This is a genomic window from Streptomyces sp. NPDC014656, from assembly GCF_043084305.1.
Classification (GTDB): Bacteria; Actinomycetota; Actinomycetes; order Streptomycetales; family Streptomycetaceae; genus Streptomyces.
Window position 1 is genome coordinate 149929 of record NZ_JBIBZN010000001.1, and the last position, 18477, is coordinate 168405.

Below are 18477 nucleotides of genomic sequence, written 5' to 3' on the forward strand. Positions count from 1 at the left end.
AAATGCGATGGCGCAGGTCGAGGCCACGACGGAACGGATCATCGCGGCGGACGCGGAGACGGTGTTCGACACGCTGGCCGACTACAGCGGCGCGCGCGCGAAGCTGCTCCCCGAGCACTTCAGCGAGTACGAGGTCCGCGAGGGCGGCGACGGCGAGGGCACCCTCGTCCACTGGAAGCTCCAGGCCACCAGCAAGCGCGTCCGCGACTGCCTGCTGGAGGTCACCGAGCCCACCGACGGGCAGCTCGTCGAGAAGGACCGCAACTCCTCCATGGTCACCACCTGGACCGTGACCCCGGCCGGCGACGGCAGGTCGCGCGCCGTCGTCACCACCGTCTGGAACGGCGCCGGCGGCATCGGCGGCTTCTTCGAGCGGACCTTCGCCCCCAAGGGCCTCGCCCGGATCTACGACGCCGTGCTCGCCAACCTCGCGGCCGAGACCGAGAAGTAACGCCCCGGGCGTTCACCGATTCGAGTGGATTCCCCGCCGCCCCCGTACCGGCGCCCGAAGTGCCGAGGGGGCGCGGGGAGTTCCGCAAACGCGCTGATGAGCGCCGCAAGTACCCCCTCGCGCCCCGTCGTTCGCCCCCACCCGGCCACCCGTCGGCCACCTCCCGCCCGCCCCGCCCGACTTGCTCCCGCTTCGCGCCCGATGCGAAGAATGGCCCGTCCCCCAGGCCGCTCACGAGCCGGGGCGACGCCGTGACGAGGGGAGCCGTACGTGGGTGCGATCACGCTGGTGAAAGAGGCCGGGGGAGCCGCGGCGCTCCCCGGTGACGTCCCGCCCGCCGGACCCCCGCCGCCCCCGGCCGAGACCCCGCTCGACCCCCGTCGGGTCCGGCTCGTCTTCCTCGGCCTGATGCTCGCGCTGCTCCTCGCCGCGCTGGAGCAGATGATCGTCGCCACCGCCCTGCCGAAGATCGTCGGCGAACTCCAGGGCCTGGACCGGATGTCCTGGGCGATCACCGCCTACCTGCTGACCTCCACCATCGGCCTGCCCGTCTACGGCAAGCTCGGCGACCTCCTCGGCCGCAAGAGCGTCTTCCTCTTCGCCATCGTGGTCTTCGTCATCGGTTCCGGACTCGCCGGCTGGTCACGGACGATGGACCAGCTCATCGCCTTCCGCGCCCTCCAGGGCGTCGGCGCCGGCGGCCTGATGATCGGCGTCCAGGCGATCATCGCCGACATCGTCCCGCCCCGCGAACGCGGCCGCTACATGGGCCTGATCGGCGCCGCCTTCGGTCTCGCCTCCGTCGCCGGACCGCTCCTCGGCGGCTTCTTCACCGACCACGTCTCCTGGCGCTGGTGCTTCTACTTCAACGTCCCCTTCGGGCTCGTCACCCTCGCCGTCGTCGCCGTCGTCCTCAAGCTGCCCAAGCCGAAGGTCCGCGCCCGCTTCGACGTCCTCGGCACCCTGCTCCTCGCCGCCGCCTCCACCTGCCTGGTCCTGCTGACCAGTTGGGGCGGGACGGAGTACGACTGGGACGACCGGGTCATCATCGGCCTCGGCTGCGGCGCCGCCGGAACCACCCTGCTCTTCCTGGTGGTCGAGCACTTCGCGCCCGAACCCCTCATCCCCCTGCGGCTGTTCCGCGACTCCGTCTTCACCGTCACCGCGCTCGTCGGCGCCGTCGTCGGCATCGCCCTCTTCGGCGCCGCCAGCTACCTGCCGAGCTTCCTCCAGATGGTCGAGGGCGCCAGCGCCACCGAGTCCGGGCTCCTGATGCTCCCGCTCATGGGCGGCATCGTCATCGCCTCCGTCGTCTCCGGCCAGCTCATCAGCCGCACCGGCCGCTACAAGGCCTACCCGGTGATCGGCGCCGCCCTCGCCGTCCTCGGCATGGCGCTGCTCTCCCGCATGGACATCGGCACGCCCCGCCTCACCCACAGCCTCTGGCAGGCCGTCCTCGGCACCGGCATCGGCCTGATCATGCCCGTGCTGATCCTCGCCGTGCAGAACTCCGTCCGCCCCGCCGACCTCGGCACCGCCACCAGCGCCCACAACTACTTCCGCCAGATCGGCGGCAGCGTCGGCGCCGCGATCTTCGGCACCCTCTTCGCCGCCCGCCTCGACGACGCCCTCGCCGACCGGCTCCCCGCCCTCCAGGGAGCGGGCGCCCAGGGAGCGGCCCCGCCGCCCGCCGAGGCCATCACCCCGCAGTCGGTGCACGCCCTGCCGCCCGCCCTGCGCGACCTCTACGTCCAGGCCTACGCGGACGCCATGCCGCGCATCTTCCTCTACCTCGTGCCGGTCCTCGTGCTCGGCCTCGTCCTCGCCTTCTTCCTCAAGGAGCAACCGCTGGTGTCCCACCACACCCCCGCCCCCGAGGCCACCGACATCCCGTACGACACCGCCTACGACACCACCGCCCAGGCCGTGCCGCACGCCCGCCACGCGACCCCCGCCCCCGCGCCCGCCGCCCCGCACCACGGCGGCCTGCCCGTCTGCGGCACCGTCCAGCACCACGACGGCAGCCGCGTGCCGCGCGCCGCGCTCACCCTCATCGACGTCGGAGGGCGCCAGATCGGCCGCGGCGCCAGCGGCGAGGACGGCCGGTACGCGCTCAGCGTGCCCGGCGGCGGCGCGTACGTGCTCATCGCCGCCGCCGGCGGGCACCAGCCGCAGGCCGTCTCCGTCACCGTCGGCGACCGGCCCGTCGAGCTCGACGTCGTCCTCGGCGGCGCGGGCCGCCTCGCGGGCAGCGTCGTCACCGCCGACGGCACCCCCGTCCGGGACGCCGCCGTCACCCTCACCGACGTCCGCGGCGAGGTCGTCGCCTCCACCCGCAGCGGACGCGAGGGCGGCTACGTGATCACCGAGCTGGTCGCGGGCGAGTACACCCTCGCCGCCAGCGCCCCCGCCTTCCGGCCCGCCGCCGTCCCGGTCAGCGTCCAGTCCTCCCGCGAGACCCGCCAGGACATCGAGCTGGCGGGCGGCGCGGTCCTCCGGGGCACGGTCAGGGCGGGCGGCGGCCGTCCGGTGGAGGACGCCCGCGTGACCCTGCTCGACGCGGCCGGGAACGTCGTCGACACCCTCACCACCGGCCCCGACGGCACCTTCCGCTTCGTCGACCTCTCCTCCGGCGAGTACACGGTCATCGCCGCCGGGTACCCGCCCGTCGCCACCGTCCTCCAGGTGGCCGGCGGCGGCCGCACCGAACGCGACCTCCAGCTCGGCCACGCGGACTGACGGCGGCCCGGTTCAGGAGGCGGTCGGCGCCGCCTTGCGCAGGGCGCTGATGCAGCTGCCGATCGCCTCCTGGAGGGCTTCGAGGCGCTGGAGCATGTCCTCCTCGTAGATCTCCTCCTCCAACACCTCGTCGAGGGTCAGCTCCTCGAAGACCTTCGTGGCCTTCTGGAGGGAGCTGTAGAAGCGGGTCCTGCGCTCCTGGACCCGCAGCGCCGGGTCCTCCTCGACGGCCTTGGCGACCAGGCCCCGCACCGACTCGTACGCCTCGCCGGCCCACTCGCCGGCCTCCTCCGAGTCGTCCAGCTCGTCGATCAGCGACAGGTGCCGCTCGGCCTCCGCGCGCACCGCGGCCGGCGCCTCCACCGTCTGCCCGGCGGGCGTCCTGACCTGGCCGCTCTCCACGATCTGGCGGACGTAGCCGACCCGGTCCGCGACCTTCGCCTCGCTCGCCACCGCCTTCTTCAGGTCGTCGGTGCGGGCGAAGGCCCGGGCCATCTCCGTCTGGAGCGCCGGGTCCTCCTTCATCCGGTCGAGCAGCGCCCCGCGCGCCGCCTCGGCCGTCCCCGGATCGGCGAGGATCGCGGCCCGCAGCGCCGTCGGGTTCTCCGCCACCTCCAGCGCCTTCGTCGGCCGGATGCCCTCCGCCTCCGCCGCCGCGCTGATCGCCTGACCGCGCACCGAGGACGCGCTGTTGCGCGAGGCGTAGTACGACAGCCAGGCGTCCGCGTCCGGCAGCTCGATGTCCACGCCCGGCTCCAGCACCTCGAACTGCGGCACCAGGCCGTCGTCCGCCGCCATGTCCCACGCCTTGTAGTGGCGCATCACGCGCTCCGCCGAGCACCCCGCCAGCGCCGCGAACGCCCGCGCCGACACCTTCCGCGCCGCCGCGCCCTCGGCCGGCTGCCCGCCGGGCCGCACGCTGCGCGCCACCTTCAGCGCGAAGGTCCAGCCGCCGGTCCGGGCGTAGACCCCGAAGTCCTGGGCGTCCCGGACGACCACCGGGTCGTGGTCGGCGGGGTCGGCGGTCAGCTCCTCCGGGGCCCCGGGCTCATCGGACTCCTCCGGGGCCGCGGCCCCGGCCGCCGGAGCCCCGGGGACCCAGAAGCCCTCCTCCGGCTCGGCGGGGGAGGGAGAGGGGGAAGGGGTGGAGGCGGGGGTGGCGTCGGGGGTGGTGTCGGACGGATCGAGGGCGATGGTCACCGAGAACACTCCGGTCGGTCGGGCGGGACAACTGCGGCCGACAGCCTATACATACCGCTTGTCGATGTTTGGCCCGATTGCGAAGTCGGACCGTCCGGGAAAGGGATGGCGTCCGGGAGGACCGCCGGGCAGGATGCCTCCATGATCCACGGAATCGAGACCCGCCCCGCCCGGTGACCGCCCCGCACGCGCGGCCCGCGCCCGCGCCCTCCCTCCACGCGTACGCCCTGGGCGTCGGCGCCGCCGCTCCCGGCACCCCGCCGCCGCGCGGCGGCCACCCCCTCCCCGACACGGCACGGCCACCGCACGGCGCGGGACCCCGCCCGCCGTACGAGGAGGCCCGCCAGACCGTCACCCGGCTCCTGCTGTCCCGGCTGGCCGAGCCCGGCACGGACCGTGCCGCCGCCGAGACCGAACGCGCGCTCGTCGCCACCCGCGTCCGCGAACAGCTCGTCTTCCCCACCGCCGCCGCCCTCGACCACGGCGACCCGCCCGCCGCCCGCGCCCTGGCCCGGAGACTGGTCCGCACCGGGACGACCGTCCACGGCGTGGTCGCGGGACTCGGCCTGCTCGTCCGGCTGGGCGAGCCCGAGGACCTCCCGTACCTGCGCGCCCTCGGGCACCTCGACGGCGTCTTCCGGTACGCCATCGAGGTCCTCGACCGCCTGGACCGCCCGGCCGCGGCACTCCTGTGGCTGACCCACTTCACCGCGAGCGACGAAGCGCGCGGGCTCGTCGAGGCCGTCGCCGCGGGGGACCGCGCCCTCGTACGGGAACGGCTCCGGGGGCTCGCCCCGCGCGACCGGCGCATGGCGCCCGACCACGCCCGGCGCACCGCCGAGGCCACCGGCCTCGTGGACCTCCTCGACCGGGCACCCGAGGACACGGCGCTCCTCGCCCAGGCCCTGCTGCTCCTCGCCCGGACGGTCGCCCAGGGCGACCACGCCATCGAGATCCTCGACCACGCCGACGGCACCGCCCTCTACGAGGCGGTGGCCGGACGGGCCCACCTGCTGCCCCCGGAACCCGGCCACCAGGCCCGGCTGCTCACCCTCGCCCAGGAACTCCACAGCGGCCCCTCCCACCTGCTCGACTGGCCGCCGGGACGGCGCGAGAAGGTCCTCGGACAGCTCCTGGACGCCGTCCGCGAACCCGGGACGGAGGGACGGCGCGCCGACTGGATCCGGCGCACCGCCCGGCACCTCCGCGAGACGGCGGGCCGGGCCCCCGCGCCCGGGCTGCGGATCGAGGTCGCCGTCGCCGACCCCGCCGAGCCGGACCCCGTGGAGACCCGGCTCCTGGTCGACGGGCGCCCGATCCTGCCCGGGGCCTTTCCGCAGGGGCGGGGCGGCACCCCCGAAGACCTCCTCGACTCGGGCTCCCTGCGGGCCGGCGCCGAACCCCGGGCCGTGCGACTCGGCGTCACCTCCTGCGCCGAGGCGTGCTGCGGGGCCCTGTACGCCACCGTCCGCCGTGAGGGCCCGCACGTGGTGTGGAGCGACTGGCGGCGGCCCGGCCGGCTGCCGGAGCTCCCCGCGTACCGCTTCGACGCCGACGCCTACGACGCCGAGGTCGCCCGGGCGGAGCACGACCACGACTGGACCTGGCCGGCCCGGCACACCGCCCGGCTGATCACCGCCGGACTCCGCGACCGGCCGGGACTCCTCACCCGCTGGGGCCTCCGGCACGAATGGACCAGCACCTTCTTCCGCGATCCCGACACCACCGTCGTCACCATGACGGGGCCGCCCCCGGACGGCTCCGGCGAACGGCGCCACGCCTACTCGTGGTACCTGCCCGACGACGGGAGGCCGCCCGCGGAACGCGCCGCCGAGGCGCTGCGCCGCATGTCGGAGACGGATCCGCGGACCTTCGCGGAACGCCTCTAGGCCACCGGCGGCGCCCCTCCCGGGGCGCCACCGGTCCACTCCAACGACAGTTATCCACAGGGGTGGTACGGCCGCCGGACGGCGCGTACGGTGCCAGTCATGAAGATCCTCATCAGCGCCGACATGGAGGGGGCCACCGGCGTCACCTGGCCCGCCGACGTGCTCCCCGGCACGCCCCAGTGGGAGCGCTGCCGTCCGATGTTCACCTCGGACGTGAACGCGGCGGCGCTCGGCTTCCTCGACGGCGGCGCCGACGAGGTGCTGGTGAACGAGGCGCACTGGACCATGCGGAACCTGCTCCTGGAACGGCTCGACGACCGGGTCCAGATGCTCACCGGCCGGCACAAGTCGCTGTCGATGGTCGAGGGCGTCCAGCACGGCGACGTCGACGGGATCGCCTTCGTCGGCTACCACACCGGCGCCGGCGCCGAGGGCGTCCTCGCCCACACCTACCTCGCCAACTCGATCACCGGCGTCTGGCTGAACGGCCTGCGCGCGAGCGAGGGGGTGCTCAACGCGCACGTGGTCGCCGAGTACGGCGTGCCCGTCGTCCTCGTCACCGGCGACGACCTGACCTGCGAGGACGCCCTCGACTACGCCCCCGAGGCGCTCAAGGTCGCCGTCAAGGACCACGTCTCGCGGTACGCGGCCGTGTGCCGGACCCCGGCCCGCACCGCGGCCGACATCCGGGCCGCCGCCCGCGAGGCCGTCGCCCTCGCCGTCCGCCACGAACCGGTCCACGCCGGACCCCACACCGTCCAGGTCGAGTTCGACGCCGAGCACCTGGGCGCCGCCGCCACGGTGGTTCCCGGCGTGGCGCGGAGCGGCGAGCGGCGCGTCGCGTACACCAGCGCGACGATGTACGAGGCGATCCGCACGTTCAAAGCGGTCACGACGATCGTGTCGGCCGCAGTGGAGGAGCAGTATGGCTAGCAGCACGTCCCCCGCGGCCACGTCCCCCGCGGACACGTCCCCCGCGGGGCCGGACGCGAAGGCGCTCGACGAGGTCGTCGCCTTCACCTCCGACCTGATCCGCATCGACACCGGCAACCGCGGCGGCGGCGACTGCCGCGAGCGGCCCGCCGCCGAGTACGTCGCCGAGCGGCTCGCCGACGCGGGCCTCGAACCGACCCTGCTGGAACGCACCCCCGGCCGGACCAACGTGGTCGCCCGCATCGCCGGCACCGACCCCACCGCCCCGGCGCTGCTCGTCCACGGCCACCTGGACGTCGTCCCCGCCGACCCGGCCGAGTGGACCGTCCACCCCTTCTCCGGCGAGGTCCGCGACGGGATCGTCTGGGGCCGCGGCGCCGTCGACATGAAGAACATGGACGCGATGGTCCTCGCCGTCGCCCGCTCCTGGGCCCGCCAGGGCGTCCGGCCGCGCCGCGACATCGTCCTCGCCTACACGGCCGACGAGGAGGACAGCGCGGACGACGGCTCCGGCTTCCTCGCCGACCGGCACGCCGGCCTCTTCGAGGGCTGCACCGAGGGCATCAGCGAGTCCGGGGCCTTCAGCTTCCACCCCCACCCCGGCCTGACGCTGTACCCCATCGGGGCCGGCGAGCGGGGCACCGCCTGGCTCAAGCTCACCGCGCACGGCCGGGCCGGCCACGGCTCCAAGGTCAACGAGGCCAACGCGGTCACCCGCCTCGCCGCCGCCGTCGCCCGCATCGGCGCCCACACCTGGCCCGTCCGGCTCACCGCCACCGTCCGCGCCGCCCTCACCGAACTGGCCGCGCTCCACGGCATCGAGGTGGACACCCACGCCCCCGACCTCGACGTGCCGCTCCTGCTCGACAAGCTCGGACCGGCCGCCGCCCTCGTCGAGGCCACCGTCCGCAACAGCGCCAACCCGACGATGCTCCAGGCCGGATACAAGTGCAACGTCATCCCCGGCCAGGCCGTGGCCTACGTCGACGGACGGATGCTGCCCGGCACCGAGGACGAGTTCGCCGCCACCATGGACCAGCTCACCGGACCGGACGTCGACTGGGAGTTCCACCACCGCGAGGTGCCGCTCGAAGCACCCGTCGACGCCCCGACCTTCGCGAAGCTGCGCGCCGCCGTCGAGCGCTTCGACCCCGGCGCGCACGCCCTGCCCTTCACCATGTCCGGCGGCACCGACGCCAAGCAGTTCTCCCGGCTCGGCATCACCGGCTACGGCTTCTCGCCGGTGAAGCTGCCCCCGGGCATGGACTACGGGGCGATGTTCCACGGCGTCGACGAACGCGTCCCGGCCGAGGCCCTGCACTTCGGCGTGCGGGTGCTCGACCACTACCTGAAGACCGCGTAGGACCGAACCGGAACCCGGGGGAGCGACGATGCAGAACGAGGCAGCCCACGGCAGCTGGACGTCACCCGTCGGAGCCGCGCTCGCGGCGGCCAACGACGGACGGCCCGCCTACCTGGCCACCGTCGGCGACGAGGTGTGGTGGACCGCGCCCCGCCCCACCGAAGGCGGCCGGCGGACCCTGGTCCGGCGGCGCGCCGACGGCACGGAGGAGACCCCGCTGCCCCCGCCGTGGAACGTGCGGAACCGGGTCATCGAGTACGGCGGCCGCCCCTGGGCCGCCGTCGAACGGCCCGAGGGCGGACCCCTGCTGGTCTTCTGTCACTTCCCCGACCAGCGGCTCTACGTCCACGAGCCCGACGCCGCGCCCGGCACGGCCCCCCGGCCGCTCACCCCCGTCTCCGGGGTGGGCGGCGGGCTGCGCTGGGCCGACCCGGTGCTCCTGCCCGGCCGGGGCGAGGTCTGGTGCGTCCTGGAGGAGTTCACCGGACCCGCGCCCACCGACGTCCGCCGGGTCCTCGCCGCCGTCCCGCTCGACGGCTCCGCCGCCGAGGACCGGTCCGCCGTGCGCGAACTCTCCGACGGACGGCACCGCTTCGTCACCGGCCCCCGGATCTCGCCGGACGGACGACGCGCCGTCTGGCTCGGCTGGGACCACCCCCGGATGCCCTGGGACGGCACCGAGGCCGTCCTCGCCGACATCACCGCCGAAGGCACCCTCAAGGACGCCAGGACGGTCGCCGGCGGCCCGGAGGAGTCGGTGCCGCAGGCCGACTGGGACGCGGCCGGCCGGCTCCTGCTCGCCAGCGACCGCACCGGCTGGTGGAACCTCTACCGGGCCGAGGTCGCCGCCGACGGCACCCTCGGCCCGGCCCGGGCGCTCTGCCCCCGCGAGGAGGAGTTCGCCGGGCCCCTCTGGCAGACCGGACTCACCTGGTTCCAGGCCCTGGAGACCGGCCCGATCGCCGTCCTGCACGGCCGCGGCGACGCCGTCCTCGGGATCCTCGACCCCGACACCGGCGCCCTCGTCGACGCCCCCGGCCCCTGGACCACCTGGAGCTCCACCCTCGCCGTCCACGGCACCCGCGTCCTCGGCGTCGCCGCCGGGCCCCACCGCCACCACGAGATCGTCGAGCTCGACACCCGCACCGGACGCACCCGCGTCGTCGGCTCCCCGCACACCGACCCCGTCGACCCCGCCCACTACCCCGAACCCGTCACCCGCACCTTCACCGGACCCGGCGGCCGGGAGATCCACGCCCACGTGTACCCGCCCCGCAACCCCGGCTTCACCGGACCCACCGGAGCGCTCCCGCCCTACGTCATCCGCGCCCACGGCGGCCCCACCGGCCACTCCCCGCTCGTCCTCGACCTGGAGACCGCCTACTTCACCTCGCGCGGCATCGGCGTCGCCGAGGTCAACTACGGCGGCTCCACCGGCTACGGCCGCGCCTACCGCGAGCGGCTCCGCGGCCAGTGGGGCGTCGTCGACGTCGAGGACTGCGCCGCCGTCGCCACCGCCCTCGCCGCCGAGGGCACCGCCGACCCCGCCCGCCTCGCGATCCGCGGCGGCAGCGCCGGCGGCTGGACCAGCGCCGCCTCCCTCGTCCGCACCGACGTCTACGCCTGCGGCACGATCATCTACCCCGTCCTCGACCTCACGGGCTTCGTCGACGAGACCCACGACTTCGAGTCCCGCTACCTCGACGGGCTCGTCGGCCCCCTCGACGAGGTGCCCGAGCTGTACGCTGAGCGCTCCCCGATCGCGCACGTCGACCGGATCACCGCCCCCTTCCTCCTCCTCCAGGGCCTCGACGACGTCATCTGCCCGCCCGCCCAGGCCGAGCGCCTCCTCACCCGCGTCGCCGGCCGGGGCGTCCCCCACGCCTACCTCGCCTTCCCCGGCGAGGGCCACGGCTTCCGGCACGCCGACACCATGATCCGCGCCCTGGAGGCCGAACTCGCCCTCTACGCCCGGGTCTTCGGATTCGACCGGCCCGACGTGCCGGAGCTGGAGCTGCGCGCGTGACCGCCTCCGTACCGGAACTCGCCCGGCCCGCCCGGCTGCGGCCGGGCGACCGGGTCGCCGTCGTCGCCCCCTGCGGCCCGGTGCCCGGGCCCGCGCTCGACGCCGGACTCGCCGTGCTCCGCGGCTGGGGACTGGAACCGGTCGTCGCCCCGCACGTCCTCGACGTCCACCCGGAGATCGGCCACCTCGCCGGCACCGACCGGGACCGCGCCCGCGACCTCACCGAGGCCTGGTGCGACCCCTCCGTCGCCGGGGTGCTCTGCGCCCGGGGCGGCTACGGCGCCCAGCGCATGGCCGACCTCCTCGACTGGACCGCGATCCGGGCCGCCGGGCCCAAGGCGTTCGTCGGCTACAGCGACGTCACCGCCCTCCACGAGGCCCTCGCCGTCCGCGCCGGCTTCGCCACCCTCCACGGCCCCATGACCGCCGTCTCCGTCTTCGCCGGCGACCCCGCCACCCAGGAGTCGCTGCGGGCCACCCTCTTCGAGCCCGAGACCGTCCGCGTCCTCGGCCTCGACACCGCCCGGCCGCTCGTGCCCGGCCGCGCCGCCGGCATCACCCTCGGCGGCTGCGTCAGCCTCCTCGCCGCCGAGCTCGGCACCCCGCACGCCCGCCCCTCCGCCTCCGGCGGGCTGCTCCTCCTGGAGGACGTGGGGGAGGAGCCGTACCGCATCGACCGGATCCTCACCCAGCTGCTCCGCTCCGGCCTGCTCGACGGCGTCGCCGGGATCGCCCTCGGCTCCTGGGCGGAGTGCGGGCCGTACGAGGAGGTGCGGGCGGTCCTCGCCGACCGGCTCGGCGGACTCGGCGTCCCGGTCGTGGAGGAGCTGGGCTTCGGCCACGGACCCACCGCCCTGACCGTGCCGCTCGGCCTGCCGGCGGTGCTCGACGCCGACGCCGGCACCCTCACCCTCGACGTGCCCGCCCTGCTCTGACCCACCGAACCCGCCTCCGCCGAGGGCCCGATGAGGCCGGGGGCCGACCGACCGGCCGGGCTCGACGGACCGGCCAGAGCGGCTGGACCGGCCAGAGCGGACGGACCGGTCAGGGTCGAGGGGCCGGTTGGAGGCGAGGGGTCGGCCGGGGCCGACCGACCGGCCGGGGCCGGTCGGTGCGGTGGCCGGGGGGCTACTCCGCCGACAGCCTCCGCCGGTGCTCGGTCGCCTTGCTCTGGCTCGTCTCCAGGTGGCGCAGCGCCAGCTCCTCGACGCCCTCCACGTCCCGCGCCTCGATCCGCCGGAACAGCTCCTCGTGCTCCTCGGCCACGACCGTGAAGTCGTCGTGCTGGCCGAGCAGCCAGCGCATCCGGCTCCGCAGCGTGCCCTCCAGCTCGGTCAGCAGGGCGTTGTCGGCGAGCTCGGTGACCGTCTCGTGGAAGTCGGCCGCCGCCCGGCGCGCCTCCGCGCCGTCGCCGCGCCCCGCCGCGGCCTGCTCGGCGTCGAGGTCGGCGCGCAGCTTGGTGAGGCCCGCGCGGGTGCGGCGCTGGGCCGCGAGGCGGAAGGCCAGGACCTCCAGGGCGGACCGGACCTCGATGAGGTCGGTGATGTCCGACGGGGTGAACTCCCTGACCACCGCCCAGGTGCGAGGCCGGGGCGTCACGAGCCCCTCGTTGACCAGGTCCCGCAGCGCGTCGCGGACCGGCAGCCGGCTCACGTCGAGCTCGGCCGCGATCTCCCGCTCCACCAGCCGGCTGCCGGGGGCCCGGGTCCCGTCGATGATCTGGTCGCGCAGGGTGCGCGTGATCCGCTCCGACTCGGGCCTGAACTCCTCAGCAGCTGTCATGGCCGCCATTCTCCCACCGGGGAGGACGGCTCCCGCCGCCCTCCCCGGCCGGTCACAGCGCCGCGTACCCCGGACGCACGACGTCCTCGATCAGCCGCAGGCGCTCCGGCAGCGGCAGGAAGGCGGCCTCCAGGGCGGCGACCGTGAACTCCTCGAAGACCTCGGGGCCGTACCCGAAGGCGTCCGCCATGTGCTGGAACTCCTCGCTCATGGTGGTGCCGGAGACCAGGCGGTTGTCGGTGTTGAGGGTGACGCGGAAGCCGAGGCGGCGCAGCTCGTCGATCGGGTGCGAGCCGTAGTCCTTGGCCGCGCCGGTCTGGAGGTTGGAGGTCGGGCAGACCTCCAAGGCGATCCGGTTGTCGCGGACGTAGGAGGCCAGCCGGCCCAGCGTGCCGTCCTCGGCGATGTCGTCGGTGATCCGCACGCCGTGCCCGATCCGCTCGGTGCCGCAGACCTGCACCGCCTCGTGGATCGACTCGGCGCCGACGGCCTCGCCCGCGTGGATGGTGAAGTGGCAGTTCTCCCGCTTCAGGTGCTGGAAGGCGGGCAGGTGGCGGGCGGGCGGGTTGCCGATCTCGCCGCCGGCGATGTCGAAGCCGGCGACGCCGTTGTCCCGGTGCGCCACGGTCAGCTCCGCGATCTCCAGCGAGCGGTCGGTGTGCCGCATGCCGGTGAGCAGCGCGCGGACGGTGATCCGGCCGCCGGCCCGGCGCTCGCCCTCGCGGAAGCCGTCGTTGACCGCCTCGACGACCTCGTCGAGGCTCAGCCCGCCCTCCAGGTGCTGCTCGGGGGCGTACCGCACCTCGGCGTAGACGACCCCGTCCGCCGCCAGGTCCTCGGCGCACTCGGCGGCGATCCGGACCAGCGCCTCGCGGGTCTGCATCACCGCGCAGGTGTGGGCGAAGGTCTCCAGGTAGCGCTCCAGCGAGCCGGAGTCGGCGGCGTCCCGGAACCAGACCGCGAGCTCGGCCGGGTCCTCGGTGGGCAGCGCGGTGTAGCCGCACTCCCGGGCCAGCTCGACGATGGTGGCCGGGCGCAGCCCGCCGTCGAGGTGGTCGTGGAGGACGGCCTTCGGGGCGCGGCGGATCCAGTCGGAGACGGCGGCGCGAGAGGACGCGGAGGGCGCGGCAGGGTTGTCAGACAAGTGCATGGCCGGGAAGTGTACGTCATGACCCGCCCGGCGGACGCGCGGACGCCGGAGGGAAGCCAGGAGGCGCGGTACGGCTCCGAGGGCGGAGGTCCGGAGCCGGCCCCGCCCGCCCGCCGGCCCCGCCCGCCCGCCGGCCCGGGGCGCGGGGCGCCGGGGGCGCGGGCTCGGCGGGACCGTCAGCGGGACTGGAGGACCGGCAGGGCGGGCGCGCCGGTCGGGAGCATGTGCTTGGCGGCCAGGACGGGGGTGTCCCCGACCCGGACGACCTGGGTGACCAGGACCGCCGGGGTGTCCGCGGGCCTGCCCAGCTGTTCGCCGCGGCGCCGCCCGAGGAGGGTGGCGGTGATCCCGCTGTGGGCGTGCAGGGCGACCTCCCGCGAGGCTCCGAGCAGGACCGAGAGCATCGACGCGGCGGGGCCCGCCGTCCCCGGCGCGCACTCCCGCAGTGCGGCGGCGAAGGCGGGGTGGACGCGGTCCAGGACCTCGTCCGCCGCCGCCCACTCGTGACAGAGGGCCGCGGGTCCGGCCTCACCGGCCAGCACCGACTCCCAGAACCGCAGCTCGGCGCGGGCCGGGGCCAGCAGGTGCTGGGTGGTGAAGTCGGTGGGCTCCTCCAGGGTGCGCAGCAGGGCCCGCACGCGGGGGCCCGTGCCGCCGCCGATCAGCTCCTCCAGCGGCTGGACGTGCTCGAAGCCGCGGCGCGGCGGGCGGGCGTTCACGGTCCGGCCCACCCCCCGCCGCACGGTCAGCAGCCCGTCCTCCTGGAGGAGCAGCAGCGCCTCGCGCAGGGCGGGCCGGCTCACGCCCAGCTCGGCGGCGAGCTTCGGCTCGGAGGGGAGGGTCGAGCCGGGCGGATAGGTGCCGTCGTGGACGGCGTCCGCGATCCGCTCGTAGAGCGCCACGACCGGCCGCCGCCGGTGCCCGCTGACCGCCAAGGCCTCTCCTCTTCCCGTCTGGTCCGGTCGTCCGGCCACCACCGTAGCCGCCCCATGTTGTCTGACAAGTCACCCGGACGGAGTCGTCCACCGTCCCGTCGGCGTGCCGGTCCCCCCATTCTGGTCCCACGGGTACGCCCGTGACGGACGACGGAGGAGAGGGCGGGCATGAGTCCCAAGGACACGGCGGGCACGAAACGGGGCGACAGGTTCGGAGCCGTCACCCCCGGACGGATCGGGATGGTCGTCGTCGCGGTCCTCCTGCTCGTCTTCATCTTCGAGAACACCCGCGAGGTCAGGATCCGGCTGCTGATCCCCGAGGTGACGATGCCGCTCTACCTCGCCCTCCTCGCCACCGCGGTGCTGGGCGCGCTCTGCGGCTGGTACGCGGCCCGGAGGGGCCCGAGGAGGAGCCGGTGAAGCGCGGCGCCCTGATCGGGGCGGGCGCGGCGCTGGCCCTCGCCGCGGCGGCGGCCGGCGCGGCCGGGGACGCGGACACCCGCCGGGCCCGGCGGGCGGCGGGCGGCGCGTGGCCGCCGATGCCGGACTTCCGGGGCGGCGGGCTGTGGCGGGTCTTCACCCGTCTGGACCACCGCACCCGGCTGGACGTCCACGACGCGAGCGGCCGGGACCGGCGGGTCCTGTGGCCCCCGCGGTGGCGGGTCTGCACCCAGTACCCGTCCGCCGGCACCGGCCTCGACCGCCGCACCACGGTCGTGATCGGCGTCCTGCGCAAGGGCGAACCCTGCCCGGTCCGGGTGACGGCCGCCCGCCGCTGAACGGGACCACCGCCCCCGGAGCCGTACCCCGGGGCGCGCGCCCCGGAGCCGTACCCCGCAGCGCACCGCCCCCGGAGCCGTACGCCGTGCCGCCCCGCCCCCGGAGCCGTACCGCCCGGCGCGCACCCCGCCGCCGCCCGTGCCGCCCCGCTCCCGGAGCCGTGCCCTGTGCCGCCCCGCTCCCGGAGCCGTGCCCCGTGCCGCCCCGCCCCCGCGCCCCGTCGGCGCTAGCCTGGGGCGCATGCCCGACGATCTCGACCGCTTCCTCGTGGCCGGGCCCCGCGTGGGTCTGCGCCCCTTCACCCTCGACGACGCGGGGGAGTTCACCGCCCGGGCCGAGGAGAGCGTCGCGCTGCACAGGCCGTGGCTGTTCCCGCCCCGCACGGCCGAGCACTACGCCGCCTACGCGGGCGCGCTGATCGAGGAGCCGGCCCGGGCCGGCTTCCTCGTCTGCGAGCGGGCGGAGGCGGGCCGGATCGCCGGGTTCCTCACCGTCAACAACATCGTCCACGGCGCCTTCCGCAGCGCAGCCCTCGGCTACGGCGCCTTCGCGCACGCCGCCGGGCGCGGCCTGATGGGGGAGGCGCTCGGCCTCCTCCTGGCGCACGCCTTCGGCCCGATGGGACTGCACCGGCTGGAGGCCAACATCCAGCCCGGCAACGGCCCTTCGCGCGCCCTGGTCCGCCGGGCCGGCTTCCGCCTGGAGGGCTTCTCGCCCGCCATGCTGTTCGTCGACGGGGCCTGGCGGGACCACGAGCGCTGGGCGATCACCGACCCTTGCGGTTGATCTTCATCGTGTCGAGGTCGGTCACCGTGGACTTCAGCCCCTTGTAGCCGTGCCCGAGGGCGGCCAGCGCCGCCTCCACCCGCTCCTCGGCGAGCGCCCCGGCCATCTCGTCGCCGTCCTCGGCGTCCGACGCGACGACCAGCCGGTACGAGAAGTGCTTCAGCGCCCGGTCGTAGGTGAGCGAACCCTCCTCGGTGAAGCGCATCCCCGCCAGGCCGTGCTCCTCCACCTCGGCGAGCAGCCGCTCCCGGCTCTCGGCCGACAGCCCGTCGAAGGTGCCCCGCACGATGACCCGGTAGGTGTGTGGCGTGCCCATCTCTCGTACTCCCGTGGTGCTCCCGGTGCCCGCCCCGGCGGCGGACGACCCTCCACCCTAGGCCGGGGACCGGCCGCCGCGCGCGGCAATAAAACGCCGCACGAAGCCCAGGTCACGCGGTCTGTTCAGGGCGGGCCCCGGCGTGTTCCATGGGCGGATGACGACCGTACGACGTGCCGTGCTCACCCTCCCGGCGGCCCCGCTCGGCCCGGACAACCCGCTGCCCGCCCTGCGCGCCCCCGGACCGGCGCACGCCCTCGGCCCCGAGGAGCTGGCCGCGCTGCCGCGCGAGATGGCGCGGGGCATCGGCCGGGCGCCGCTGCGCAGCCTGCTGCCCGCCCCGGTCCGCGACGGCTACGGCCGGGAGCGCCCGGAGGCCGCCCTCGACGTCCTCGTCCTGGAGAACGACCGGCTGCGGGTCACCGTCCTGCCCGGGCTCGGCGGCCGGATCCACTCCCTGCGCCACAAGCCCACCGGCCGTGAACTCGTCTACCGCAACCCGGTGTTCCAGCCCGCCGCCTTCGCCCTCAACGGCGCCTGGTTCTCCGGCGGCATCGAGTGGAACACCGGCGCCACCGGCCACAGCACCCTCTCCTGCGCCCCGCTGCACGCGGCGACCGTCCCCGCCCCCGACGGCACGCCGATGATCCGGCTCTGGGAGTGGGAGCGGCTGCGCGACCTGCCCTTCCAGGTCGACCTGTGGCTGCCGGAGGGCTCCGACTTCCTCCTCGTCGGCGTCCGGATCCGCAATCCGCACGAGCGGCCCGCCCCCGTCTACTGGTGGTCCAACACCGCCGTTCCCGAACGCCGCCGGGTGCTCGCCCCCGCCGACACCGCCTGGCACCACGGCTACGAGCGCGGCCTGCGCAAGGTCCCCGTGCCGGTGGGGGAGGACGGCACGGACCGCTCCCGGCCCGGGCAGAGCACCCACGCGGCCGACTGGTTCTACGACCTCCCGGACGGCCGGCGCCGCTGGATCGCCGCCCTCGACGAGGACGGCACCGGTCTCGTCCAGACCTCGACCGACCCGCTGCGCGGCCGCAAGCTCTTCGTCTGGGGCGCCGGGCCCGGCGGCCGCCGCTGGCAGGAGTGGCTCACCGCGCCGGGCACCGAGGGCTACGCCGAGATCCAGGCCGGACTGGCCCGCACCCAGCTCGAACACCTGGAGCTCGCCCCCGAGTCGGAGCTGAGCTGGCTGGAGGCGTACGGGCCGCTGGCCGCCGATCCAGGCGCCGCGCTCGGCGCCGACTGGGCCGCGGCCCGCGCGGAGGCCGAGCGGAGCCTCGACCTGGTTCTGCCGCGCGCCGCCGTCGACGCCGCGCACACCGCCTGGCGCGCGGGGGCCGCCGACACCGACCCGGAGCCGGACGCGGTCCTGTCGGCGGGCTCCGGCTGGGGCGCGCTGGAGGTGCTGCGGGCCGGGCTCGACCTCCCCGGCACCCCCTTCCCGGAGACGACCCTCGGTGCCGGGCAGCGGCCCTGGCGGGACCTGCTGCGCACCGGCGTCCTGCCGCCGCCCGCCAAGGGCGACGTGCCGTTCCCGCCGCAGACCGCCCCGGCCTGGCGGGACATGCTGGAGACCGCCCCCGCCGATCCGTCCACCGAGTACCACCTCGGTCTGGCCCAGTGGCACGCCGGCGACCGGGCCCAGGCGGTACGGAGCTGGGAGCGGGGGCTGGCCGGGGCGGCGGTGCGCTGGCCGCTGCTGTACTGCCTGGCCGTCGCCGACCGCGAGGACGGGCATCCCGAGCGGGCCGCCCACCGCTTCGCCGAGGCGTGCGCGGAACTGGACGGGACGGTCGACGGGCCGGCCGCCGCGACGACGGCCGCCGCGCTGACCCGCGAGGCCGTCGACGCCCAGCTCGCGGCCGGCCGGACCGAACGGGCCCGCGCGCTGTGGCGGGCGCTGCCGGAGGAGGAGCGCGGCCGGGGCGCCTTCCGTCTCCTGGAGGCGCGGATCCTCCTCGCCGAAGGGCGGCCGGCCGAGGCCCGCGCCGTCTTCGACGCGGGCTTCGAGGTCCCGGACCTCCGCGAGGGCGCCGAGACCCTCGGCGAGCTCTGGGCGCGGCTCACCGACGAACCCCTGCCGGCCGCCTACGAGTTCCGGATGCGGCCCTGAGGGCGGGC

16 protein-coding genes are annotated in these 18477 nt (G+C 75.8%); 11 read left to right on the forward strand and 5 right to left on the reverse strand.

Annotated features, from left to right (window positions below):
* Positions 1-7 precede the first annotated feature (7 nt).
* Positions 8-451, forward strand: a complete 444-nt coding sequence (locus ACF1ED_RS00740) for an SRPBCC family protein (RefSeq protein WP_391756199.1) — start codon at positions 8-10, stop codon at positions 449-451.
* 270 nt (positions 452-721) lie between these two features.
* A complete protein-coding gene (locus ACF1ED_RS00745) occupies positions 722-3190 on the forward strand; it encodes an MFS transporter (protein WP_391756200.1) in 2469 nt (822 codons plus the stop codon).
* A 12-nt stretch (positions 3191-3202) separates the two neighbouring features.
* On the opposite strand, the gene ACF1ED_RS00750 is transcribed toward ACF1ED_RS00745, so the two are convergent.
* Positions 3203-4390 (reverse strand): hypothetical protein, encoded by a 1188-nt coding sequence (locus ACF1ED_RS00750; RefSeq protein ID WP_391756201.1) that lies wholly within the window; start codon positions 4388-4390, stop codon positions 3203-3205.
* A gap of 173 nt (positions 4391-4563) precedes the next feature.
* Between ACF1ED_RS00750 and ACF1ED_RS00755 the strand changes: the two genes are divergently transcribed.
* From ACF1ED_RS00755 to ACF1ED_RS00775, 5 genes are all read left to right on the forward strand, one after another.
* Positions 4564-6279 carry a hypothetical protein gene (locus tag ACF1ED_RS00755; RefSeq protein ID WP_391756202.1) on the forward strand — a complete coding sequence of 572 codons (1716 nt, stop codon included), beginning with the start codon at positions 4564-4566 and terminating at the stop codon, positions 6277-6279.
* A 99-nt stretch (positions 6280-6378) separates the two neighbouring features.
* The gene (locus tag ACF1ED_RS00760; RefSeq protein ID WP_200427276.1) at positions 6379-7212 is read left to right on the forward strand and encodes a M55 family metallopeptidase; all 834 of its coding nucleotides are present in this window, start codon (positions 6379-6381) and stop codon (positions 7210-7212) included.
* Positions 7205-8575, forward strand: coding sequence for a M20/M25/M40 family metallo-hydrolase (locus ACF1ED_RS00765; RefSeq protein WP_391756203.1), 1371 nt, complete (start codon positions 7205-7207; stop codon positions 8573-8575). Before ACF1ED_RS00760 ends, ACF1ED_RS00765 begins: the two co-directional genes overlap by 8 nt.
* Before the next feature lie 28 nt (positions 8576-8603).
* Entirely contained in the window at positions 8604-10601 is a 1998-nt protein-coding gene (locus ACF1ED_RS00770; RefSeq protein ID WP_391756204.1) for a S9 family peptidase, read from the forward strand.
* On the forward strand, positions 10598-11536 hold the full coding sequence (locus ACF1ED_RS00775; protein WP_391756205.1) for an LD-carboxypeptidase: 939 nt from the start codon (positions 10598-10600) through the stop codon (positions 11534-11536). Before ACF1ED_RS00770 ends, ACF1ED_RS00775 begins: the two co-directional genes overlap by 4 nt.
* A 193-nt stretch (positions 11537-11729) precedes the next feature.
* On the opposite strand, the gene ACF1ED_RS00780 is transcribed toward ACF1ED_RS00775, so the two are convergent.
* The 3 genes from ACF1ED_RS00780 to ACF1ED_RS00790 all read right to left on the reverse strand — a co-directional run bounded on the left by ACF1ED_RS00780 (position 11730) and on the right by ACF1ED_RS00790 (position 14468).
* On the reverse strand, positions 11730-12383 hold the full coding sequence (locus ACF1ED_RS00780) for a GntR family transcriptional regulator (protein ID WP_391756206.1): 654 nt from the start codon (positions 12381-12383) through the stop codon (positions 11730-11732).
* A gap of 52 nt (positions 12384-12435) precedes the next feature.
* Positions 12436-13533, reverse strand: coding sequence for an adenosine deaminase (locus tag ACF1ED_RS00785; RefSeq protein ID WP_391756207.1), 1098 nt, complete (start codon positions 13531-13533; stop codon positions 12436-12438).
* Between the two features lie 176 nt (positions 13534-13709).
* On the reverse strand, positions 13710-14468 hold the full coding sequence (locus ACF1ED_RS00790; protein WP_391756208.1) for a GntR family transcriptional regulator: 759 nt from the start codon (positions 14466-14468) through the stop codon (positions 13710-13712).
* A gap of 168 nt (positions 14469-14636) precedes the next feature.
* On the opposite strand from ACF1ED_RS00790, the gene ACF1ED_RS00795 reads away from it, so the two are divergent.
* The 3 genes from ACF1ED_RS00795 (at position 14637) to ACF1ED_RS00805 (ending at position 16034) form a co-directional block, all read left to right on the forward strand.
* Positions 14637-14888, forward strand: coding sequence for a LapA family protein (locus ACF1ED_RS00795; RefSeq protein WP_391756209.1), 252 nt, complete (start codon positions 14637-14639; stop codon positions 14886-14888).
* Positions 14885-15247, forward strand: coding sequence for a hypothetical protein (locus ACF1ED_RS00800; RefSeq protein ID WP_391756210.1), 363 nt, complete (start codon positions 14885-14887; stop codon positions 15245-15247). The genes ACF1ED_RS00795 and ACF1ED_RS00800 overlap by 4 nt, the downstream gene beginning before the upstream one ends.
* A gap of 241 nt (positions 15248-15488) precedes the next feature.
* Positions 15489-16034 carry a GNAT family N-acetyltransferase gene (locus ACF1ED_RS00805; protein WP_391756211.1) on the forward strand — a complete coding sequence of 182 codons (546 nt, stop codon included), beginning with the start codon at positions 15489-15491 and terminating at the stop codon, positions 16032-16034.
* Here ACF1ED_RS00805 and ACF1ED_RS00810 read toward each other — a convergent pair.
* Entirely contained in the window at positions 16015-16350 is a 336-nt protein-coding gene (locus ACF1ED_RS00810) for a DUF6204 family protein (protein WP_391756212.1), read from the reverse strand. The two genes, ACF1ED_RS00805 and ACF1ED_RS00810, sit on opposite strands and share 20 nt — an antisense overlap.
* A 157-nt stretch (positions 16351-16507) precedes the next feature.
* Here ACF1ED_RS00810 and ACF1ED_RS00815 point away from each other — a divergent pair, with 157 nt between their 5' ends.
* Complete coding sequence (locus ACF1ED_RS00815; protein WP_391756213.1) at positions 16508-18469, forward strand: DUF5107 domain-containing protein; 1962 nt, start codon at positions 16508-16510, stop codon at positions 18467-18469.
* The last annotated feature ends 8 nt before the right edge of the window (positions 18470-18477 follow it).